This is a genomic window from Nordella sp. HKS 07 (assembly GCF_011046735.1).
Classification (GTDB): Bacteria; Pseudomonadota; Alphaproteobacteria; order Rhizobiales; family Aestuariivirgaceae; genus Taklimakanibacter.
Genome location: NZ_CP049258.1, coordinates 3,887,082 through 3,907,931 on the forward strand (window position 1 = coordinate 3,887,082; position 20,850 = coordinate 3,907,931).

Consider the following 20,850-nt stretch of genomic DNA (forward strand, 5'->3'; position numbering starts at 1 on the left):
AGCGCCCAAGACCTTTCGGATTGGGCGAACCGCACCGATGGTCCAGTCAGCCTCCCGACACTGATGGCCAAACTGGTCCAAGCCACGCCGGATCCCAACATTGAACTACGTTTCCCATCTGACGAAGGGGTTCGCCTTCCCGGGTGGGACGGCATTACCAGAGCGGCCACCGGCAACGCTTACGTCCCGAAAGGGCGCGCCGGTTGGGAGCTCGGCGTCCAGCGGCGCAACATCCAGCAGAAGGCCACCGAAGACTACGAGAAGCGGACAGCCGCCCCGAGCCCACTCGATCCCGCCGTCTCCACCTACATTTTTGTTACCCTGCGCCATTGGCCGGGGAAAGACGCCTGGGCCAGGGCCCGCCAGGCGGAGGGCCCATGGCGCGAGGTCCGGGTCTATGATGCAGACGATCTGGTGCATTGGATCGAGCAGCACCCAGCTGTCGGCCTCTGGATCGCGGCGCGCCTAAACAAGCGGCCGCTCGGGACGCGGGAACTCGATGAAATTTGGGAGGAGTGGTCGCTCGCCACCGAGTGGCGGCTGCCCGAGGACCTTGTGCTCACTGACCGGAGCGAGGATTCAGCCGAGGTCCTCCGATGGCTGCGCGGCGAGCCAGCCGTCCTTTCCCTGCAGGCGACCACGACCGATGAGGTGGCGGCGTTTTTTCACGCCACGCTAAGCGAACTGCCGAACGAACTCGCGGCCGCCTATCGTGCCCGCACCCTGGTGGTGACGACGGCTGAGGCGGCCCGAGCTCTAAGCAACGCGCCAGCGCCTCTGATCCTTCTTCTCACCGAGCCTGATCCGGGCCTCGCCCGCGCCCTCGCCAAGAGGGGCCACTTCGTGCTCCAGGCCTATGACGAGCGCCTGATCGGCCGTGGTGAGATCCGGGCCTTGGCACGTCCCTCGCGGGAAGGCATCGCCACCGCCCTCCAGGCGACCGGCATAGCTGAGCCGCGGGCGAAAGCACTGGCCCACGACAGTGCGCGTAATCTTGCCGTCCTGCGTCGGCTGATCCCGGGCGCCCCTGGGCGCCTACCTTGGTGGGCGGAAGGGACTCCGCCGAAGGCGCTGCTGGCGGCGCTGCTTGCCGGCGGCTGGGTGGAGACTAGCGAGGGCGACCGCGCTCGCCTGGCCGAACTCGCTGACAAACCCTACGAGGGTGTCATCGCCGACCTAGCGCCGCTCGTGGGCTCGTTCGACAGCCCGCTGCAGAAGGTCGGGCCGGCGTGGCGCATCGCCTCGCCGTCGGACGCCTGGATTCTGCTGGCCCATCATCTGACGCGCGCCGATCTCAACCACTTTGAAAACATCGCCCACGCGGTACTCGGCGCCCCCGATCCTCGCTTCGACATGGAGCCCGACGACCGCTGGAAGGCCGATATCCATGGCGTTCGGCCGGATTATTCGAGCCTGCTGCGGCATGGCGTGGGCCAAGTGCTGATCCTCCTGGCCCTCTGGGGGGACAAGATCCGCACAGTCGCGGACGCGCCGCGACGCGCGGACACGATCGTCGCGCGCTTGCTCCGTGACGCAGATGCACGGCGCTGGTGGTCACTCTCCGGCGACTTCCGGCTACTAGCCGAAGCTTCGCCGGATGCTTTTCTGACCGCCATCGAAGACAGTCTCGACCAGGACGATCCGCAAGTCGGTGCCCTGTTCGGCGACGAGGACGGTGGGTTATTCGGGACAGAGCGCCTGTCTGACCTGATGTGGGCGCTGGAATCCCTCGCCTGGTCGCCTGAGTGGATGCCGCGCGTGGTCCATGTCCTGGCGCGTCTCGACGCGATCGACGTCAAGCCGCGCAAATATGTTAACGGGCCGATGAACAGCCTGAGGGAAGTTCACCTCCTTTGGATTCCCCAGACCTACGCCACGCAGGAGCTTCGCATCCGTGCGCTCGACCTGATCCGCAAACGCGAGCCGGCCACAGCGTGGAAGGTGATGCTTGGTGTGCTGCCGACAGGAGGCGACACATCAAGTCCGTCGCCCCTACCGCGCTGGCGCGACTTCAGTGTCGACACGCCGGAGGTGGTGACTTGGAACCTAATCCGCCAGGGCGCGGCGAAGATCACCGAGCGGCTGATTGCCGACGTCGGCCTCGATCCTCAGCGATGGTCTGGGCTACTGGATCGGCTTGGCGACCTTGCCCCCGACCTGGACCCGGCCCTCGCAGCGCTCGAGGCGGCCGAAGCTAAGGTCAAGGACGGCGCGGATCGCGCCGCCTTCTGGGAAAAACTTCGGCGCGTCCTGCACCACCATCGACAGTTCCCCAACGCCAAGTGGTCGCTGTCGGAGGATGTGCTGAGTCGGCTGGAGGCGGTCTATGAGCGTTTCGCACCCACAGATCCGCTGGCGCGGGCGGCCTGGCTGTTCATAGGCTTTGTCGCGCTACCCAAACCAACGAGCAATGGGTGGGAAGCCGACCAGCGCGAAGTCGAGGTTGCACGACAGGTGGCGACCCAAGCCCTCTTCAAGAACGGAGGTATTTCAGCGATCCTCGGCCTAGCTCGGCTGGTGGACAGCGGCGGCTACATCGGCAAGGCGCTCTACGATAGTCGCCTCTCCGCGGCAGACGTGAACGCCCTGATCGAAACCGCGGCCCGCAGTAGCGACGCCCAGGAGCGCGATGTTGCCCTCGGACTCATCATCTCGGCATTCAGAGATCGGAGGGAGGCATGGGCTGAGGCATTGATCGCACAGGCGCAAGCCGAGTCCTGGGGCGATGAAGCGCTGATAACGATCCTGCGGGGCCTGCCGATTAACCGGTGGACCTGGGACCAGGTCGCGGAGATCGGCGGCGAAATTCTGACGACCTACTGGCGCATGGCGCCGGTCTTCTGGATTGACGAAGACAGCGACGAAATCGCCTACGCTATCGGCCAGCTGATCGACGTCGGCCGGGCGCGTCACGCCCTCGCCCTCGTCGGCCGTCGCGATAAGAAGGCGCGTACGCCGTCGGCTGTGCTCCTGCAGGTGCTAGAGCAGGCCGCGCGCCAGCCCATCGAGAACCAGGCGGACGGCAACGAGGCTACCATGTTCCAGCACTACGTAGCCGAGACGTTGACGGAGCTGGACACCCGCGACGACGTCGACCGCAACGCGCTGGCGACGCTGGAATGGAAGTACCTGCGCGTCATTGAGCACTCGCGCCGTCCAGCGAAGGTGCTGCTCTCGGTCCTATCGGAACAGCCGAAGCTTTTCATTGAAATGCTCAGCGCAGTGTATAAGGCCAGCGCGGAAAGCGGAATCGAAGAGCCCGAGCCGTCCGATTCCGAACAGGCGCGCGCGATGGCCGACCAAGCTTACCGGCTGCTCGAACTGTGGAACCACATCCCAGGTCAGCGCCACGATAACACCATTGACGGCGAAGCGCTGGAGGGCTGGATCAAGGAGGCGCGCGCCCTGGCCAAGGAGTCCGGTCGCGAGGACATCGCCGACAGCAAGATCGGCCAGATGCTCTCCGCGTCACCCAAGGGCGCGGACGGCAATTGGCCAGCGGTGCCAGTGCGCGAGGCGCTCGATGTCTTTCGGAGCAAACCCATGCTGGAGGGATTCCGCGTCGGCAAGGCAAATCGGCGCGGCGTTACGACCCGCATGCCAAGCGACGGCGGCAATCTGGAGCGGGACGAGGCGGCGACGTACCGGGGCTGGGCCAAGGCAATTGCCTTCGAGCATCCGCACACGGCTAAGGCGCTGAACGAACTCGCCGACGACTACGAGCGGCAAGCCAAGCGGGAGGATGAGGACGCCGAGCGGCGCGACTGGTCCTACTGAGCCAATGGAACAGGCGTTAAAGTGGCTAGGTGCCGGATCAAATCGAAGACGCTTGCTCATGGCCGAGAAAGCAAGGCGAGTTGCAAGTACAAAACTGTGCGGCGGTAGCAATGGACGCCCATGTATCTTAGCTATTTAAGAGGAGTAGTTGCTTCGGTGTTCTTGATAGCGAAAGAAACCGGTCACTTGCGAAGAGTGCCTTGTCTGCATAAGCTCTGTTCAAACAGTGCATGGGTTCGATCCGTAACCAGACGCGTCGATTGGAAGAGGTATAAAGGTTTTAGGGAAATCTGATGCAAGAGATTCTTTATCGAACTTTATCCCTCCTGCCTCCACGGCCTCTTCTGGGGGCTTTAGCGTTGGGCGTGATTTCGGGGCTAGTTTGTTCAATTCCCTGGCTTATTTTGATCAATCCCTTTTTTTACATCGGTTGGGGCCTGTCCACTATCTTGCCCGACCTCCTGGCGGGGACATTGGGTGTCTCCCACCCCGGACTCATATTTGGCATAATATTCTGGATACTTCTTTGGCGCTACAAATTCATCTCGCACAATCAATACGTTGGAATAATCCTGGCAAGCGTTTTGGCTTGGAGCGTTGCCGTCAATTTGGGCCATTATCTTGTCGCCCCCACTTCTACAGATATAGGTGGCGCACTAAAGAACTGGGGAAATGGTCCAACCATTGATCAACAACGAGCGGGAACCATTAAGGGGTACCTCGATAATTTCGCTGGCCCGATATGTGGTGGTGTTGGAGCAGCAATTCTATCTATTGCTACCGCAATTCAAATTCGATCAATGAACAAGGTACCCTTCATACTCAGCGCGATCTTGATCGGTGCTGTCTCTGGTTTTATCCCAGTTAATTGGTCTTCGTTCGTATTCATGGAATTTGATCTTGGGTGGACTCTTTTGTTCATAGCATGGCAAACGGGTATTTTCGTCCTGTCAGCGGCATCGCTTGTGAAACTGTCTTCGCGCGCAGATGCGTCGAATATCTCGAACTCCTTCTGACTTGATACCTTCGTCCGCTCATGTCGGAGTTCACTTCCTTCGCAAATCGAAGAAGGCCGTTGCGCCGCTGCCCTTTGAGAGGTCGGTCGTGTCTAAATTGGTAAACTTTAACTGGGGTCACGTTCCCTCCAACTGTACCTAGGCGCATGCGTTATTGCAAAGCGCCTAATGGAAAGCATCACTGGGAGGGTCACTGCGGATCCCAAGTTTCTGCCCATTCCCTTGATTTCTCGCGCTCAGCCCCAACGCCCTTCTCAAAGCCAAATTTCAGCTCGCCAATATCGAAGTGCGCAAGCGCCCGCAAAAGAGCGATTCGGCTGAAGTCTATATCGGCGATGAATTCATCGGCGTGATCTTCCGCGATGATGAGGATGGCGAGCTCTCTTATAATTTCTCGATGGCTATCTTCTATGCCAACAATCATTTGCCTCAGATGCGCGCGAATTCAATGCTTTCACGCGTCAATCACCAAGCTAAGACCCACCTCGTCACGAACTGCAAGAACTGGGCGCATCTCTTTAGAAGGATGGAAGGCCATCGATGATAATCAATGTGACTTCGTCGAGGAGGCTCACGACGGCGTCACCGGCATCTGGAGCAACACCATCGGCTTCCCGAAGACATCGAACCTGTTCGGACAGGGGGCAGCGGACGGTGACCGCCTGCGCCGATGGACGCGCCGGCAGCAATATCCGTCCCGTGCCTGGTACACGGCCTATCCAACCCTCAGTCTGGCGCGCATTCGCACCAATGCGGCGATCCGGCAAGGCTTTGTTCTGGCATCGACCGAAGCAGACGCCGCCGACTGGCTGTCGCTGTTCGGATCGGCTCCGAGACCTGCAGATTCGTTGGAAACGAGCGAAATCCCAACGCTAGTCTTCGGCGGCCTGTCCCGGCTTCGCTTCGCGACCTCCCCCATCTTCCAGTTCGATGAAGATCCGAAACGCAACAAGGCCTGGCTTGCCGAGATCGAGAAGCACATAAGTTACGGCGACTCCCTCCTCGTGACGGAGGCGCTGGTCGTCGGCCTTTCGCAAACTGGCCTGCAACGCCTCGGATTGAGCGCGGAAGATCTCAAGACGTTCCCCGTTCCGTTCCAGCATGGCAGCGACGCCGAATGGCGCGCGCGGGCGATGGGCGATACGGAAATCGATGACCCGAAAAACTGGTGGTGGGGCGGTCCGGGGACGCGGGCCGACGCCATCATACTGATCTAGGCCAATTCTCAAGAGCATCTGGATAAGGTCGTCGCGCAGCGAAAGCATATTCTTCACGGAGCTACTGTTGCTTATGAGCTTCCTCTCGAGATCTTGCCGCCGCGGCCAAAGGGACCGCGCGGGCAAGAGCCGCGGGAACCCTATGTGAAGGAGCCGTTCGGATTTGTCGACGGCGTTTCGCAGCCGCTTATTCGCGGAACGCTGCAAGCGAAACGCGCGGAGGAAAGCATCCATCTCGTCTCGCCCGGCGAGTTCATCATCGGCTACCCCGACAATCTCGGATACCTGCCCCCCACTGCCTCGGTCGGACGGAATGACGATCCCCTCGACCTCTTACCGACCTTGGGATTCGATCCCTTCCGGCAGCGTCCGTACTTCTCGTCACCGCAGACCACGGACCGGCGGGATATCGGCCGGAACGGCACTTTCCTGGTCGTCCGTCACCTGGAACAGAACGTGGATAGCTTCGATGCATTCGTCGCCGAGGCAGCTGGGCAACTTCACGGAAATCCGCGAATACCACCCAATCTTCAGACAGGCCTCAGCGAGTGGATTTCAGCCAAGATGGTCGGACGCTGGAAGGACGGGACCTCGCTGGTGCGATACCCTTTTGCGCCTGGAACCAAGGGACGGCCCTGGGTGCAACCGGACAACGAATTTCTGCTCGGTGGTGAAGACCCGCGCGGCTTGCGTTGTCCATTCGGCGCTCATATTCGTCGCGCGAATCCGCGTGAGAGCTTTGATCCGGGTTCCCCCGTCCAGCTTTCTATTAGCAACAAGCACCGCATTCTCCGCGTCGGCCGGCCCTATCCGTCAAATATCATCACATCGGCCAAGCCAGGCTTGCTGTTCATGTGCCTCAATGTCGACATCGAACGTCAGTTCGAATTTATCCAACAGGTGTGGGGACGCGCGCCGAGCTTCCACGGACTGGAGAGTGAGTTCGATTCGATCCTCGGCTATCAGGGCACGGAAAATCAGCTCACCATTCCAACCGCGACAGGTCCAATCTATTTGAAGGGTATGCGTGATTTCGTCACCGTTCGCGGCAGCGGCTATTTCTTCCTTCCGGGCAGAACCGCCATGCGCTACCTGGCACTGACCGCCGGCTCTGCCACGGTCGCCGGCAAGCCCGAGCCGGCCGAACTCATGGCCGCGGCAGCGATACTGGAGCCCTCCTAGACATGGCTCATCGCCCGGCGCCTTGAGCGGGGCTCTGGCCGTGGGACGGCCCGCTCCAAGATCATTCTTCAGTGCCAAATGGTGCTACACCGGGCCACATACTAAAAGGCGTCACCACGTATATGCCTCTAGCTACCAGCCTAACAGTTGGACGCATGTTGATCGCCAAGCGCCTTGAGGCCTTTCTCGTAAATGCCGTAAAATATTGCGGCTGCTTGGTCGTCACTCATCCCGTCCGGCACAAACTGTGCACTCTTGCCGTCGAGCTCCTGCACTCGAAGAGTCGACAGGTATCTCGGGCTTGGCGTTAATGGCTCGCGCATACAATCAGGCCCAGAAGTTCTGCGTTGAGATGGCCAGTCCCAATGAGGTCATCGCCTTGGTTTAGAACAAAGCACAGAATCCAACTTCACTCTGGACGTCGGCGATGAGGAGAGATGAGCTATAGCGAAAAACCGGTCGGCTTCGCAGAGGTCAAGGCCATCCTCGATTTATTGGTGAAGGGACGCGAGGATGACATTGCCTTTGTGCACGGGGACGCGTTCGGCTGGGCGGATAAGGCCATGCTGACGAATGCGGTGGCCCGCCCATTTGGCTCTGATCCCGCCTTTCGCTTGATTGATCCGTTGCTTGTGGCCATCCGCCACCGCCACGATCCGCGCTCTCTTGCCCCGGCTGGCGGTAGTGAGCAGCTTGCTGTCCGGGCTGAAAACCAACGCATTGACCGCACCGTCGTGGCTGACCCGGACGAGCTCGTGGCCATCCGCCCCGCCACGATCCGCGCCTCTCCCCTTGAATTGTCGAAATTCCACTGGCAATGGCCAGCAGCTTGCCATCCGGGCTGAACGTCACTGCCCAGACCCAATCGTCGTGGGCGAGCTCATGGCCATCCGCCCCGCCACGATCCGCGCCGTCTTGTCCCGGCTGGCGGTAGCGAGCAGTTTGCTGTCCGGGCTGAAAACCAACGCATTGACCGCACCGTCGTGGCTGACCCGGACGAGCTCGTGGCCATCCGCCCCGCCACGATCCGCGCCTCTCCCCTTGAATTGTCGAAATTCCACTGGCAATGGCCAGCAGCTTGCCATCCGGGCTGAACGTCACTGCCCAGACCCAATCGTCGTGGGCGAGCTCATGGCCATCCGCCCCGCCACGATCCGCGCCGTCTTGTCCCGGCTGGCGGTAGCGAGCAGTTTGCTGTGCGGGCTGAAAACCAACGCATTGACCGCACCGTCGTGGCTGACCCGGACGAGCTCGTGGCCATCCGCCCCGCCACGATCCGCGCCTCTCCCCTTGAATTGTCGAAATTCCACTGGCAATGGCCAGCAGCTTGCCATCCGGGCTGAACGTCACTGCCCAGACCCAATCGTCGTGGGCGAGCTCATGGCCATCCGCCCCGCCACGATCCGCGCCGTCTTGCCCCGGCTGGCGGTAGTGAGCAGCTTGCTGTGCGGGCTGAAAACCAACGCATTGACCGCACCGTCGTGGCTGACCCGGACGAGCTCGTGGCCATCCGCCCCGCCACGATCCGCGCCTCTCCCCTTGAATTGTCGAAATTCCACTGGCAATGGCCAGCAGCTTGCCATCCGGGCTGAACGTCACTGCCCAGACCCAATCGTCGTGGGCGAGCTCATGGCCATCCGCCCCGCCACGATCCGCGCCGTCTTGTCCCGGCTGGCGGTAGCGAGCAGTTTGCTGTGCGGGCTGAAAACCAACGCATTGACCGCACCGTCGTGGCTGACCCGGACGAGCTCGTGGCCATCCGCCCCGCCACGATCCGCGCCTCTCCCCTTGAATTGTCGAAATTCCACTGGCAATGGCCAGCAGCTTGCCATCCGGGCTGAACGTCACTGCCCAGACCCAATCGTCGTGGGCGAGCTCATGGCCATCCGCCCCGCCACGATCCGCGCCGTCTTGTCCCGGCTGGCGGTAGCGAGCAGTTTGCTGTGCGGGCTGAAAACCAACGCATTGACCGCACCGTCGTGGCTGACCCGGACGAGCTCGTGGCCATCCGCCCCCCGCCAGATCCGCTCCGTGTTGTCGTAGCTCGCAATGGCAAGGAGCTTGCCATCCGGACTGAACGCCACTGCCGAGACCCAACCGTCGTGTTTGACGCGGGCGAGTTCGCGGCCACCGTCCACCTTCACGATCCGCGCCGTCTTGTCCTCGCTGGCGGTAGCGAGCAGCTTGCCGTCCGAGCTGAACGCCACTGCCATGACCACAGCGTCGTGGGTCCCCGACACACTCAATGGTTATGACGGCAGCGACTGGCTTTATGGCTCCTTGGCAACGACACGCTGAACGGTGATGCCGGAAATGATCAACTCTACGACTGTGACGTTGTTGGCTTAGTCAGTTTCCTCGATTTAATTTCAGGCGCGGCGTGGCGTCAATCAGGCCATCGGACGCTCGCGCGGCGGCTTGACGACCAAAATTCATCTTGTGGTTCGAGGCCTTGGCTGTCCGGTACGGTTTGTACTCACCCCCGGCCAGGCTGGCGATGCGCCGCAGGCAGGGCCACTTCTCAAGTATTTGCCCGCCGCCTTCGTCGTTGCCGACACCGCCTATGATGCAGATGCCTTGCGCAACGACATCGCAGCCAAAAACGCTATAGCCGTCATTCCCAACAATCCGTCGCGATCAAAGAAGCATCCGGTCGATGACGCCCTCTACGCCCAGCGCCATCTCGTTGAGTGCTGCTTCAGCAAACTCAAGCAATTCCACCGCGTCGCCATCCGATACGAGAAGACCGCAAGAAACTATCTCGCCGTCGTTACTCTCGCCGCAATCGTCTTGTGGCTGCGATAAGTGTCCGCAGAACCTAAGGGGTGCGTAAGGTTTTGGGAAAACAACCACTTAGCTGAAAGTGGGACAGACAATCGCTCCACGCAATCATTGGGCTTTTTGCCGTTGGTGTCCCGCCGTCAGAAAAAGGGGGCAACCATGGACCTCGTTCCAGAACAAATTATCCGACGTCGAGACCTGCATGATCAATTGTCCGGGCAGAGCCAAGGCGGGATATCCACGCCGGCGGATCACCCGATCATTCTGCTATTCACCGGAAGGCGGCTGAAGCGTCAGCAAATGACGCGCCTGAAAAAAGTCGAATGAGGCTCTGCTGACCTACTTCAGAGGAGTTTCACCGTGTGGCACCGCCTAGGGAGACGGCAGCGAACCATCTAAGCATTTGATAAAAATTTATTTATATATGCAGCAATCTGATCGGGCAATGTCAACGACCCTACCGACACCTCCTCAGTTGATCCCCTACCTGAGGAATACAGGGATGAACTGGGCGCGTAAGCGACCTTTCCTCCATCACCGCCCTACCACCTAATCTGTTGGTCGCGCGTGCGCCTATTTTTATGGAATTCGTTCTTTAAATGAGAAGGAGAGGGTATCGATAAGTGTCGATTGCGCTTGTTCCAACCCCACAACTAGAAATAGCATTATGAAGATTGACAACCATACCAATTGATATACCCTCACGGCAATTGAGGGGGCTTAAGCGGTAGGGACTAATCATGGCAACTTCGCCGATCAATGATGTCACCTTCGGACAAGCTCTGCAAATCTCACTGGATAACTATTACGACCTCCTCAAAACCCAGACTGGTGGTCTTTCAGCTAAAGAATACCTTCAACTGAAGCTAGTTGCGGATAGCATCGACATTTCAGAAGATAAACTAGCCTCCCAGCACGGCTATAAATGGCTTTCTTATCACAACGTTGCAAGACGATGTGATCTATCCATTGAGCCTGTGCCAGTATCGGGCCAGATCATGACCGCAATGGCGAGGCTCACTCAAGTCTACGGCGAGTTTCTGCAAAAGCTTCGAGAATTTGCCACGGTGCGAGATTTGACTGGGCCGGAACAGAAGGAGGTTGCGGATATCACAACTGACATAAATTATCTTCGTCGCCAGGCAATGGATTTAGCGTTGGCTGATCGAGTGGATTGGGAGGTTTACGCTACCGCCTATCAATTGGCGATAGGAAATACCTCCGCTTATGTTCAGTGGAGCAGCGCCTACGGCAGACTGAATGAAATCCAATCAAAAATGGGCGAAATTGGCACAAAGGACTACAGGCGCAGGACTATTTTGAATCGTCAGTATGGCGACGCGCATGACAAAACGATTGTTGATACAGAGATTCTTTTCAATAGCCAAGGTATGAAGCTTAGGTACCCTACCTTCCCAGACTACGAATATCCGGAAGGCGACATCTTCAGCCCCGGGTATTTGGGAGCTCTCCCCCCTGGGTCAACTGCTCAGTATGAAGACAGATGGGCAATTGGAACAGATAAGACCCTTTCCTACATCAAGACGGGAGTCCAAGGCGCCTTCCGCGCTACCTTCGATCGGACCACAACGAAGTCAACATCGATTTCCACCGACTGGGGTGGCTCAGCCAGTGCATCATATGCCTATGTCAGGGTGAGTGCATCGGTAAGTCAACACACCGCAATCCAGGACGAATTCAACCGTGGTGTAAGCATGGTGCTTTCAGCGGAATCGGCATTCCGAGCAAATATTTCGTATCCTTCGTGGTTTAATCCAACCTTGTTTTCCAGTCATTATGTAAAAGAGAATCCTCAGGTATTCCTCGATTTCTTTGGCGAAAACGGCTCACTGAGGTATTACCCAACAGCGCTCATTCTAGTGAGAGGGTTCTCTATAACCTTCACCTCAACGCAAAACTGGACTTATGACTATAAGAGCCATTTTAGTGCTTCCGGAGGTGGTGGCTTCAACGCATTTGGAATTGGCTTCGGAGGAAGCTCCAGTTACAGTAAGGACGAGCATCAGCACCAGGTCGATCAGCAAAATACCAGTCTGACTATTAAGGACGATCCATCCACCATCCGATTTGTGGGATTTGCGGTCCTGCAAAATACTGTAATGCGTGCGGCAATCAGTGACTTCCAGAAAAAACATTTGGGGAATGTCTTTGCAAGCGCTACTTGGGAAGGTAAGGACTCGGACGGGCAAAAGGACGGGCGCAGAGTGCGTGCAAAAAAGAACGGGCGCAGAGTGCGTGCAAAAAAGGCTTAGCATCTGCATTGTGGCGGTCATTCTAGGCGGATGCGCAACAGGTCCATTGGTGTCATCGGTGCGTCTGCCGCTTTGTCCTCGAATCGCGACTCAAAGCTACTATCCAGTGGAATCGCGCGCGATTGTAAATAAGTTCATTGCAGATCAAGCGATGCTTAGGCACATTCGGGTTCGCCCAATGTCATCATTCACAGCGGAATTCTTGGGAGCGCCCTGGCAAGTGGCATGGTTGAAAAGAAACTATCGATTTATGTTGTGTGCTTTCGACCCGAAACAGGAACTATATGATCGTGAGACTTACATCACGTGTATGACCCATGCTGATGAATGGGCCGCAATTGTCCAATCTGGTCACCCTGAGGACTTGATGTTGGAGGGAACACACTTTACAGAAACTTGTGCAACGCCTAACTACGGGCGTTAGTCTCGCGGTGACCTACAATTGACGTTTCACCGGTGGCCATTTGAGCCTCAGCAGATTTGCACCGCTCCCGGTCCTTGGATCACGTGAGACCAGCAAGGCACTCTTTCGGATCTTCGTAGACCCTGACAACCATCCTCCGAGGCTATCGCGTTCTCACCGATTTTGCGCCCGCCAGCGAGCAGCCCTAGCTTCGGCGAATCCTCGGTCGGCGGTTCAAATGCCGCGGTCTCGCAACTCGCGGTTGAGATTCTCGACGGCTCGTATCTCAGTCTATTTGGCTGACTCACATCCTGCTAGGTATTGCAAGTCCGTAATGCTCAACAACCTTTTATCCGAGCAGAGCTCATCTACTTGGAATGACCTGGAAGTTGCAGATTTTATCCCATCAGTTTTCTGAAAAGGGAGAACAGCTGCCGACAAATTGGCTCTTCTCTGTTTCCAAAATTAACGCACTCGGGCTGCAACACATGGCCCGTTCGATGAAAACGCGCTCGTTACCTTACTTTGCGGGTGGAGTACTCAAGATGATTGTGCACCAATCTGGCCGGGGCTTCCTATTGCAAGCCTCCAACGCAAGTTTGCTTAGTTTGGACGTATCAGCGGTCGCAAAGTTCTTCAACTTTATAGTGATCTGATTTCCTCTATTCGAATCGGCGACTAGCGTATTTTCGGCAGTAGCTCCGAGTGTTCCCCCACCCAGTAACCCGCCAGTAAGCGGTATGCTGGCCGGATTTAATGTCAGCTTGCCGGTGTTTGTGGCGTGGGCGCTGATATTGAATACCACGGTAACTTCGTCAACGATTTGTCCGAAGCGCTGGCGACCTTCCGTCCGGCGATGTAATTCATCCAGGCTGTCTGCTGTTTGGATCATCGCTGACTTGAGCGTTATAGCCCGTGGATCGGCAACCTCCTTCGGGGTGTAGGTGCATCCTGCAAGCACAAGCACCACCCCAATGGACATGATTATACGATAGCCCGACATATTATCCCTCCCCTGTTTGCCCTCCGCACTGCGCAAGTTTGAAATTAATTTGGCAGCTTCAACCTCGATTCTCCCCGCCGACACAAAGAGGGGGCCTTGAGCGCTACCGCAATAGTTGCGGCGTCGGCCATCATTGCCTCCGTCGGCTCTGGTCGTTGTTTTAGGTAAGGTCAACCACGTGCATCCCTCCCCCCTTGGAGCAAGATTGGATAAACATGCCCGACGCGTGTGGAGCGCTGCTTTTGTCAGTATGCAGACTTACGGTAAGTTAATGATGCGCTTGACTCTAATTGGAGTCAATACGCTGATCCGAATTCGCCATCGCCGAGTAGTGCGGGACGGGCGCTGTTTGATTACGGTACAGACGGTGATTATAGGTGAGTGATCCGAACACAAGGAGACGCTCGACATGTCATGCGGGATGAGCAAAACCGCTGGCATGGCGGGAGCGAATATGATTCCATCCGGACATGACCGATGCGGCCGATCAGCTTCCTCATGGCCTTGCCAGTGCGCATGCGATGATCCTCGTCGAGCGTGCGGCTCGTCGTGAAGCGGAGGCGCTCGCCGCCCGCGCCCAGGCGGTGAACTCGCATTCGGATGCGCTGATCGCCCGGCTCAGGCTGGAGATCGAGAAGCTGAAGCGCGACATCAATGGCAGCCGCTCGGAGCGCAAAGCTCGGCTTCTTGAACAGATGGAATTGCAGCTCGAGGAACTGGAGGCCGACGCCGGCGAAGACGAACTGGCGGCGGAGCTCGCGGCACGCTCCCCGGCGGTCAGGGCCTTCGAGCGCAAGCGTCCATCGCGGAAGCCTTTCCCAGAGCATCTGCCGCGCCAACGTGTCGTCATTGCCTCACCAGCCAACTGCCCGTGCTGCGGTTCGGCCGAACTGGCGAAGCTGGGTGAAGAAGTCACCGAGACGCTGGAGGTGATCCCGCGCCAGTGGAAGGTGATCCAGACGGTGCGCGAGAAGTTCTCCTGCCGCGAACGCGAGAAGATCACCCAGCCGCCGGCACCCTTCCACGTGACGCCGCGCGGCTTTGCCGGGCCGAACCTTTTGGCGATGATCCTGTTCGAGAAGTTCGGTCAGCACCAGCGGCTGAACCGGCAGAGCGAGCGCTACGCCCGCGAAGGCATCGACCTCAGCCTGTCGACGCTTGCCGACCGGGTCGGGGCCTGCGCCGCGGCACTGAAGCCGGTGCATGCGCTGATCGAGGCGCATGTGCTTGCTGCCGAACGGCTGTATGGTGACGGCACCACTGTGCCGATCCTGGCGAAGGGCAAGACCGATAGGGGGCGCATCTGGACCTATGTCAGAGATGACCGGCCGTTCGGCGGACAATCGCCGCCGGCGGCGCTCTACTATGCCTCGCGCGATCGGCGGCAGGAACATCCAGAGCGCTATCTGAAGAGCTTCACCGGCATTCTGCAGGCGGACGCCTATGGCGGCTACAACCCGCTGTTCAAGGTGGACCGCGATCCTGTTCCGCTGACGCAGGCGCTGTGCTGGGCCCATTCACGGCGCAAATTCTTCGCGCTTGCTGATATCGCCAGCAATGCCAAACGCGGAAACAATGCTGCCACGATCTCGCCGGTTACGCTGGAGGCGGTCAAGCGCATCGACGCGCTGTTCGACATCGAGCGCGACGTTAATGGTCTTTCAGCCAACGAGCGGCTGCAACGACGTCAGAAGGACAGTCGTCCGCTCGTTGATGAGCTTCAGACCTGGCTTCGATCTGAGCGAGGAAAGCTGTCGCGCAGTTCACCGGTCACCGAGCCGATCGATTACATGCTGAAGCGCTGGGACGGGTTTACAGCCTTCCTCGGCGACGGCTGGGTCTGCCTGACGAATAATGTCGCCGAACGGGCGCAGCGTGGCTTCGCTCTCGGCAGATAATCGTGGCTCTTCGCCGGCTCCGATCGTGGTGCCGATCGCGCCGCCTTCATGGCGACGCTGATCATGAGCGCCAAGCTCAACGACGTCGATCCGCAAGCCTGGCTCGCCGATGTGCTCGCTCGCATCGCTGACATGCCTATCACACGACTTGAGGTGTTACTTCCGTGGAATTGGCAGTCAGCCAAAGTTACGCCAAATGCGGAAAGGCCGCGTAAACTCAGAACGCCAGGATTGTTATAGTGAGACCCGGAACAACAAAATTTTCATTCCAGCAGGTTGATGTTTTCTCTTCCAGAGCATTGCTAGGTAACCCGTTGGCGGTTGTCATCGGAGCAGATACCTTGACCGCGTCTGAGATGGCTGCTTTCACGAGTTGGACAACCTCAGCGAAACGACCTTCCTTCAACAGCCGAAGTCGGCGGATGCTGACTACCGCGTTCGAATCTTTACGCCTGTTTCTGAATTGCCCTTCGCGGGCCACCCTACCTTAGGGAGTTGTCACGTCTGGCTGTCTTCCGGTGGGCGGCCAAAGAGTGGTGACATTATCCAAGAGTGCGATGCAGGACTTATCCGAATTCGGCGTGACAATGAGCGGCTATCTTTCGAAGCCCCCAAGCTACGCCGCTCGGGCCCAGTGGAACTCGACACGCTGACGCGAGCCATCGAAGGTCTGCGATTGACCTCTGATGTCATCGTCGACGCCAACTGGGTGGACAATGGCCCAGGTTGGCTTGCTGTCCTGCTACGCTCCAGGGCTGACGTCTTGGCGCTGCGCCCGGATTTTGCCGTGCTGTCCGGATTGCGGGTCGGTGTCGTTGCTCCCTGGGATCCTATGAAGGATGGGCGGGATGCGGATTTCGAGATGCGCGCCTTTTCCGCGGCCGGTTTTGAAGATCCTGTAACCGGCAGCCTAAACGCTGGCATCGCGCAATGGTTGATAGGAAATGGCATCGCGCCCTCGTCGTACATTGCCAGCCAGGGTACCGTCCTTGGAAGGAAAGGCCGTGTTCATGTCGAGCAGGTCGAGAACCAGGTTTGGATCGGCGGCGACGTTACGACGTGTATCGAGGGAGTTGCAGCCGTTTAATTTGAACTAGTACTGGCAGCATCGAAGTCTCTGCCAGAGAGGCAGCCTACCTGCGGCCTTCGCCGGATGGTTACGCAGGGCGGGCAACCGGCGCAGGTGCTTGCTGGCGGAGGAATGCCGCGATCGAGTTGTGGATGCCTTCGCTCAGCTGGCCGAAGCTTCCGCACAGGTTGGCATTCCGTCCGGCGGTAAAGCCACGGCGTTCGGCTTCCTCGATCGCCTTCGGGTCGGGCATGTGCGGTTCTGGACTTTTATTTAATTCTGCGAGCTGCCGCTTCAGCGCCGCGATCTCGGCTCGGAGCGCCTGGGTCGCTCGCGGCCGTCCCGGCTTCGATCGTCGCAAGCTTGCCCTTGAGGGCATCCAGATTGATAGTCGCCAGCGTCGGCTCGTGAACCTCAACGTCGTCCGGCGCCTGCTGCTGTCAATGCCGCTTGGTCTCGGCGTTTCGCCTTCGCTCCGCAATCGCCGCCTTGCTCCGCCAGCCATGACGAATCATGATTTCGGTACGCGGCAAGCAACGGAGAGATATCGAATCATGCGCTTGGTATGCGGTATTTGTAACGGCTGCGGCGGCGCGCCGGCGTGGGCTGCAAAGCAAGCTCGCATTTCGCCGGGACCGCTGTCGGCAACGGCGTGACCTACGGGACGACCAAAAAGCAAGGTCAACAAGAAGTGGCACAAGCAGGTCGTCAAATAGTTCAGCTCCGAGCCGCTGGGCACGATGGTCGTCGGAACGTTCCACCACATGCTCCACATGATCATGGAGAACAAGACGGCGATCAGTTATGTCGTCGGGCGGGACGGCTTCAAGTGGTAATCGAGCCACACTCCGCCAGGCGGGGTGGTCCAGCTTTCGCAAGTGGGCTGCCAGGTTAGATCGCCGACGTAGCGGCGCCACTCGCTGGGGGACAGATTGCGGCCGGGCCCAGTGCAGAGCTGTTGGAGCATGTCATCGAGATTGGTGTTCCAGAGCCGTGCCGTCTTGTCATCGCACGCGGTGGCGAGCAGCTTACCGTCCGGGCTGAACGTCACTGCCCAGACCCAATTGTCGTGGGCGAGCTCATGGCCATCCGCCCCGCCACGATCCGCGCCGTCTTGTCCCGGCTGGCGGTAGCGAGCAGTTTGTCATCCAGGCTGAACGCCACTGCCATGACCACAGCGTCGTGGGTGACGCGGACGAGCTCGCGGCCATCCGCCACGATCCGCGCCGTCTTGTCCTCGCTGGCGGTAGGAGCAGCTTGTCATCCGGGCTGAACGCTACCGCACGGACCTGCGAGATGCGAGCGAGCTCGCGGCCGTCGTCCACCGCCATGATCCGGCCATGGTCGCGATGAGCGTCCTGCGAATGAACTGATAGCCCCCGCATGCGGTCGATTCCGAGCCTGCCGTTATCATAGCGTGCTGATATTCCCAGATGTCTTTCAGTGTCATCCTCGAGACATCGGTCCTGAGCGAAACGCCCCTTGCACCTCCGTAAATCTGGCCATCGCCCCCGGCGCTTCCACCTCGAACGCGCGCTCACCGAGCCGGTTCAAATCATGATCGTGTCTTTGAAAACTGGCATTTGCCGTTTCAGCCTGACGGGGCAGCCAGCAGTCGCGACTCAAATTCCTCTGCTAAGTATTCTGATTTGATCCAGTTCATCCTCGCTTTTCTTACACCGTTCTGTTGGACGTTCGGCGAAAAACATCCGGCAGTTCCGGCCAGTCATTGGTCTGCTGCGCGTTACGGCCGCTACTTGCCGTCACAGCGTCACAAGACCGGTGATTGTTGACTTTCAGCCCCGTTTGATCCGACACAACGTTCGCAGGTGTGACGGCACCTACACTCTGGCTCCCCTTAATTTCATTGAGTTGTGACGGTGTGACGGATGTGTCGCGGATATACCTCCCAAAGGCGTCGTTGAAATCGTCCATCTTGTAGCCCTTGGCCGTCTTGTGGCCCTCACGTATCCCACTCGGTTTGATGCCGAATGGCTCCAGCAATTTCGCGATCTGTCGTGGCGTAATGGGTTTATCCTTGGACCATTCTGGCCAGGGCCGGTCCTCCATCTTCGACAATTCTTGGGCCACCTCTGCAGAGAAAAGTCGGTCACCGCCGCTGGAGGCAAAGATGTGCCTTATGTCTTCAAGCAGCATGATGCTATATGTCTGCTCATTCTGGCCACTGAGTTCCTGGGCAATCCTGCGGACCCGGGCTGGCCACTCGCCGCCGGCCAGATCGCCAATGGCTATCAGTGGCCGCCAGTTGTCGGCGGCTCTCCGTCGGAGAGTCGTGGGCATCATGGGATCAGCGGAACTCAGATTGATATGATTGTCTGCGACCCAACGTGCCGCCTTTTGGCGTAACGGCTCAAGGTGATCGAGGCGATCTGGACGAAGCGGTTCGACACTTTCGCTCCCCAACATCCGCCGCAACTCGATGTGAATGGTCCGGCTTGCCAGGGTCGCCGGCAGCTTGCCGATCAGTGCTATCGCCTTTGGCGCCCAAGTGCGGAATGGCCTCGGCTCATGATCATCCCCCGTGGTCCGGAGAACATATGCGTTGGCCCGCTGGTGACCACTGTTGAGCACACCTCGAAGCTCATCACTGTCCCGCAGGAAGGTGTCGGCCTCGTCGATCAAGAGCGTCGGCTTATACTTCTCGACTACACGGAAAAGCGCCGCGGCAGTAATATTGGAAACCGGACACGGACGCGGTACCAGCGCATTAAGAAGGGTTAGGCAAGTGGTCTTGCCGCATTCGGGAGTCGGACTTGTGATGCCGAGCACCGGGCTAATGCCAAAACAGTCATGGGCATGGGCATGAATCACCCAAAGGGCAATGAGCTCGGCGGTGCCGCTCAGAAGCACCAAATATCTGTCAGCCGTGCTAGTAAGGCTATCTAGAAGGTCGCCGAGCAATACCGGCGATGGCCACGGCTCTGGATCGGCCAGGAAGCCCACAGCACTCGGCTCGTTGGCACTGGCTTGATGACCGCGGAGGTTGTCTACCTCCTTGTCAAGGGTGCCAACCCGAACCTTCAATCGGTCAGCCTCGTCCTGGCGGACTCGATCGTATTCGAAAAGCGGCAGTGCAGCGAGCCTCGCAAAACTCTCCTGAGGCGTTTCCGCGGCGGATTCCACGTTCGCGGCCGTGTCGATGGCCGCCACTATGTCCTTCTCTCCGGTCATGCAGCCGCCTCCCGAAGCAGATCGTTGAAGTCAGTACCTCGCGGCGGACGTGCAATACGCACGCGCCGCCCCTCCCTGAACCAGCGCAAAGCGGCATCACGCGCTGCAGCTTCGCCGGCATCGTCGCCGTCGGCCAACACGATCACGTCGCGAACCTTGCCCGGGAGGTCGAGAGTGCGAAGACCCGAGGTTGAGAGTGCAGCCCACGCGGCGTGGCCGCTCGCCTGCATCGCAGATAGGCATGTCTCGATGCCTTCGCCGACCATCAGGACATCTCCGGGTACGGCGAGACGGACAACGCCGCCGCGACATAGCCCGAGCATCATCTTCGCCGGCCGAACCGGCGCCTTCGCACTTCCGTCGCTTGTCAAAAATGTGCGGTGAAGGCCGGTGGGCTTGCCATCAGCGCCGCTCGTCACCAGCGCCACCATCGCCGGCCATTCGGTACCCGTGGGGTGCTTCAGTCCGGCATGGTACCGAAGTGTCAGCGGGGGAACCAGGTCCAGACCGCGTGAGCGGAGATAGACTTCGACTGCAGTGCCTACCGCATCCATCGCAGACCGCCAAATGGCAAGTGCATCCTCGCTGCGCTTGGCGGCGTCGTAATCCAGGTGGGCGCAGTTGGCGGCAACTGGCCTGCGGGGCGCGAACCGGCGCTGGTGCCGGCCAATCTCGTACCATAGTCCGCGTGAGCAAAGTGCAGCGATGACCCGGCTCTGACCGCAGCCGGCAAAGCAGTGTACCAGTACCGTGCCGTCGTTTCCCTCGCTAATCGCAAGGCTCGGCTTTTGGTCGTCATGAGCCGGACAGCACGCCATCCAGGCGTAGCCCGCCTTGTGCCCGCGCAGCGCTTTGGCGATGAACTCAGCTCTCATTGCGCGCCCCTTCCCGATGACCTGTGAGGTCCCACGAAATCACCTACCTCAGCCTATTTGCTGGGCTTGGGCGGTGCTGATTACGCGGCCCCCGGCGTTGACCCACAAGTCCAGGTCTTCTCGGAAGTAAAATACTCGGCCGAGCTTCACGAAGCGTGGACCAG

16 protein-coding genes and 8 pseudogenes are annotated in these 20,850 nt (G+C 59.0%); 11 read left to right on the plus strand and 13 right to left on the minus strand.

The window, feature by feature from the left end:
* Positions 1-63: 63 nt before the first annotated feature.
* From G5V57_RS18245 to G5V57_RS18260, 5 genes and pseudogenes are all read left to right on the plus strand, one after another.
* Positions 64-3,777 (plus strand): XRE family transcriptional regulator, encoded by a 3,714-nt coding sequence (locus G5V57_RS18245; RefSeq protein WP_246737772.1) that lies wholly within the window; start codon positions 64-66, stop codon positions 3,775-3,777.
* A 293-nt stretch (positions 3,778-4,070) separates the two neighbouring features.
* Positions 4,071-4,793: a hypothetical protein gene (locus G5V57_RS18250; protein WP_165168996.1), complete on the plus strand. Its 723-nt coding sequence runs from the start codon at positions 4,071-4,073 to the stop codon at positions 4,791-4,793.
* Positions 4,794-5,073: 280 nt separating this feature from the next.
* Positions 5,074-5,199, plus strand: a pseudogene (locus G5V57_RS34455) (DUF3126 family protein); the annotation flags it as partial.
* Positions 5,200-5,203: 4 nt separating this feature from the next.
* Positions 5,204-6,010 (plus strand): hypothetical protein, encoded by an 807-nt coding sequence (locus G5V57_RS34460; protein WP_246737284.1) that lies wholly within the window; start codon positions 5,204-5,206, stop codon positions 6,008-6,010.
* A 144-nt stretch (positions 6,011-6,154) separates the two neighbouring features.
* Positions 6,155-7,192 (plus strand): hypothetical protein, encoded by a 1,038-nt coding sequence (locus G5V57_RS18260; protein WP_165168997.1) that lies wholly within the window; start codon positions 6,155-6,157, stop codon positions 7,190-7,192.
* 474 nt (positions 7,193-7,666) lie between these two features.
* Here G5V57_RS18260 and G5V57_RS35305 read toward each other — a convergent pair whose 3' ends face one another.
* The 7 genes and pseudogenes from G5V57_RS35305 to G5V57_RS18270 all read right to left on the minus strand — a co-directional run bounded on the left by G5V57_RS35305 (position 7,667) and on the right by G5V57_RS18270 (position 9,432).
* Positions 7,667-8,044 carry a hypothetical protein gene (locus G5V57_RS35305; protein WP_371744830.1) on the minus strand — a complete coding sequence of 126 codons (378 nt, stop codon included), beginning with the start codon at positions 8,042-8,044 and terminating at the stop codon, positions 7,667-7,669.
* A complete protein-coding gene (locus G5V57_RS35310) occupies positions 8,041-8,277 on the minus strand; it encodes a WD40 repeat domain-containing protein (RefSeq protein ID WP_371744541.1) in 237 nt (78 codons plus the stop codon). Before G5V57_RS35310 ends, G5V57_RS35305 begins: the two co-directional genes overlap by 4 nt.
* Positions 8,258-8,311 (minus strand): annotated as a pseudogene (locus tag G5V57_RS35315) (hypothetical protein); the annotation flags it as partial. The pseudogene G5V57_RS35315 and the gene G5V57_RS35310, both read right to left, overlap by 20 nt.
* Positions 8,290-8,526 carry a WD40 repeat domain-containing protein gene (locus G5V57_RS35320; protein ID WP_371744542.1) on the minus strand — a complete coding sequence of 79 codons (237 nt, stop codon included), beginning with the start codon at positions 8,524-8,526 and terminating at the stop codon, positions 8,290-8,292. The pseudogene G5V57_RS35315 and the gene G5V57_RS35320, both read right to left, overlap by 22 nt.
* Positions 8,507-8,809, minus strand: a pseudogene (locus G5V57_RS35325) (hypothetical protein); the annotation flags it as partial. The gene G5V57_RS35320 and the pseudogene G5V57_RS35325, both read right to left, overlap by 20 nt.
* Entirely contained in the window at positions 8,788-9,024 is a 237-nt protein-coding gene (locus tag G5V57_RS35330; RefSeq protein ID WP_371744542.1) for a WD40 repeat domain-containing protein, read from the minus strand. The gene G5V57_RS35330 and the pseudogene G5V57_RS35325, both read right to left, overlap by 22 nt.
* Before the next feature lie 12 nt (positions 9,025-9,036).
* The gene (locus G5V57_RS18270) at positions 9,037-9,432 is read right to left on the minus strand and encodes a WD40 repeat domain-containing protein (protein WP_371744543.1); all 396 of its coding nucleotides are present in this window, start codon (positions 9,430-9,432) and stop codon (positions 9,037-9,039) included.
* A 148-nt stretch (positions 9,433-9,580) separates the two neighbouring features.
* Between G5V57_RS18270 and G5V57_RS18275 the strand changes: the two are divergent.
* The 3 genes and pseudogenes from G5V57_RS18275 to G5V57_RS18285 all read left to right on the plus strand — a co-directional run.
* Positions 9,581-9,997 (plus strand): annotated as a pseudogene (locus G5V57_RS18275) (IS5 family transposase); the annotation flags it as partial.
* 135 nt (positions 9,998-10,132) lie between these two features.
* Entirely contained in the window at positions 10,133-10,300 is a 168-nt protein-coding gene (locus tag G5V57_RS18280; RefSeq protein ID WP_165169000.1) for a hypothetical protein, read from the plus strand.
* A gap of 413 nt (positions 10,301-10,713) precedes the next feature.
* Positions 10,714-12,246 carry a hypothetical protein gene (locus G5V57_RS18285; protein WP_165169001.1) on the plus strand — a complete coding sequence of 511 codons (1,533 nt, stop codon included), beginning with the start codon at positions 10,714-10,716 and terminating at the stop codon, positions 12,244-12,246.
* Positions 12,247-13,169: 923 nt separating this feature from the next.
* Here G5V57_RS18285 and G5V57_RS18290 read toward each other — a convergent pair.
* The gene (locus G5V57_RS18290) at positions 13,170-13,652 is read right to left on the minus strand and encodes a hypothetical protein (protein ID WP_165169002.1); all 483 of its coding nucleotides are present in this window, start codon (positions 13,650-13,652) and stop codon (positions 13,170-13,172) included.
* Between the two features lie 470 nt (positions 13,653-14,122).
* Here G5V57_RS18290 and G5V57_RS18295 point away from each other — a divergent pair.
* Positions 14,123-15,790 (plus strand): annotated as a pseudogene (locus G5V57_RS18295) (IS66 family transposase).
* Positions 15,790-16,637, plus strand: a pseudogene (locus G5V57_RS18300) (PhzF family phenazine biosynthesis protein). The pseudogenes G5V57_RS18295 and G5V57_RS18300 overlap by 1 nt, the downstream one beginning before the upstream one ends.
* 70 nt (positions 16,638-16,707) lie before the next feature.
* On the opposite strand, the gene G5V57_RS18305 reads toward G5V57_RS18300, so the two are convergent.
* A complete protein-coding gene (locus tag G5V57_RS18305) occupies positions 16,708-16,872 on the minus strand; it encodes a hypothetical protein (RefSeq protein WP_165169003.1) in 165 nt (54 codons plus the stop codon).
* Between the two features lie 330 nt (positions 16,873-17,202).
* On the opposite strand from G5V57_RS18305, the pseudogene G5V57_RS34465 reads away from it, so the two are divergent.
* Positions 17,203-17,452, plus strand: a pseudogene (locus G5V57_RS34465) (L,D-transpeptidase); the annotation flags it as partial.
* On the opposite strand, the pseudogene G5V57_RS35335 reads toward G5V57_RS34465, so the two are convergent.
* The 4 genes and pseudogenes from G5V57_RS35335 to G5V57_RS18320 form a co-directional block, all read right to left on the minus strand.
* Positions 17,422-17,682: pseudogene (locus G5V57_RS35335) on the minus strand (hypothetical protein); the annotation flags it as partial. The pseudogenes G5V57_RS34465 and G5V57_RS35335 sit on opposite strands and share 31 nt — an antisense overlap.
* On the minus strand, positions 17,667-17,837 hold the full coding sequence (locus G5V57_RS35340; RefSeq protein ID WP_371744544.1) for a hypothetical protein: 171 nt from the start codon (positions 17,835-17,837) through the stop codon (positions 17,667-17,669). The gene G5V57_RS35340 and the pseudogene G5V57_RS35335, both read right to left, overlap by 16 nt.
* A 456-nt stretch (positions 17,838-18,293) precedes the next feature.
* Entirely contained in the window at positions 18,294-19,811 is a 1,518-nt protein-coding gene (locus G5V57_RS18315; RefSeq protein WP_165169005.1) for a DUF3631 domain-containing protein, read from the minus strand.
* Positions 19,808-20,686 carry a toprim domain-containing protein gene (locus tag G5V57_RS18320; RefSeq protein WP_165169006.1) on the minus strand — a complete coding sequence of 293 codons (879 nt, stop codon included), beginning with the start codon at positions 20,684-20,686 and terminating at the stop codon, positions 19,808-19,810. The genes G5V57_RS18315 and G5V57_RS18320 overlap by 4 nt, the downstream gene beginning before the upstream one ends.
* Positions 20,687-20,850 lie beyond the last annotated feature (164 nt).

Bases quoted from the DNA above. Each gene is read 5' to 3' on its own strand.
- G5V57_RS18245 (WP_246737772.1), top strand. From the start codon at position 64: ATGGCCAAACTGGTCCAAGCCACGCCGGATCCCAACATTGAACTACGT.
- G5V57_RS18250 (WP_165168996.1), top strand. From the start codon at position 4,071: ATGCAAGAGATTCTTTATCGAACTTTATCCCTCCTGCCTCCACGGCCT.
- G5V57_RS34460 (WP_246737284.1), top strand. From the start codon at position 5,204: ATGCCAACAATCATTTGCCTCAGATGCGCGCGAATTCAATGCTTTCAC.
- G5V57_RS35310 (WP_371744541.1), bottom strand. From the start codon at position 8,277: ATGGCAAGCTGCTGGCCATTGCCAGTGGAATTTCGACAATTCAAGGGG.
- G5V57_RS35320 (WP_371744542.1), bottom strand. From the start codon at position 8,526: ATGGCAAGCTGCTGGCCATTGCCAGTGGAATTTCGACAATTCAAGGGG.
- G5V57_RS35330 (WP_371744542.1), bottom strand. From the start codon at position 9,024: ATGGCAAGCTGCTGGCCATTGCCAGTGGAATTTCGACAATTCAAGGGG.
- G5V57_RS18280 (WP_165169000.1), top strand. From the start codon at position 10,133: ATGGACCTCGTTCCAGAACAAATTATCCGACGTCGAGACCTGCATGAT.
- G5V57_RS18285 (WP_165169001.1), top strand. From the start codon at position 10,714: ATGGCAACTTCGCCGATCAATGATGTCACCTTCGGACAAGCTCTGCAA.
- G5V57_RS18290 (WP_165169002.1), bottom strand. From the start codon at position 13,652: ATGTCGGGCTATCGTATAATCATGTCCATTGGGGTGGTGCTTGTGCTT.
- G5V57_RS18305 (WP_165169003.1), bottom strand. From the start codon at position 16,872: ATGCCCGACCCGAAGGCGATCGAGGAAGCCGAACGCCGTGGCTTTACC.
- G5V57_RS18315 (WP_165169005.1), bottom strand. From the start codon at position 19,811: ATGACCGGAGAGAAGGACATAGTGGCGGCCATCGACACGGCCGCGAAC.
- G5V57_RS18320 (WP_165169006.1), bottom strand. From the start codon at position 20,686: ATGAGAGCTGAGTTCATCGCCAAAGCGCTGCGCGGGCACAAGGCGGGC.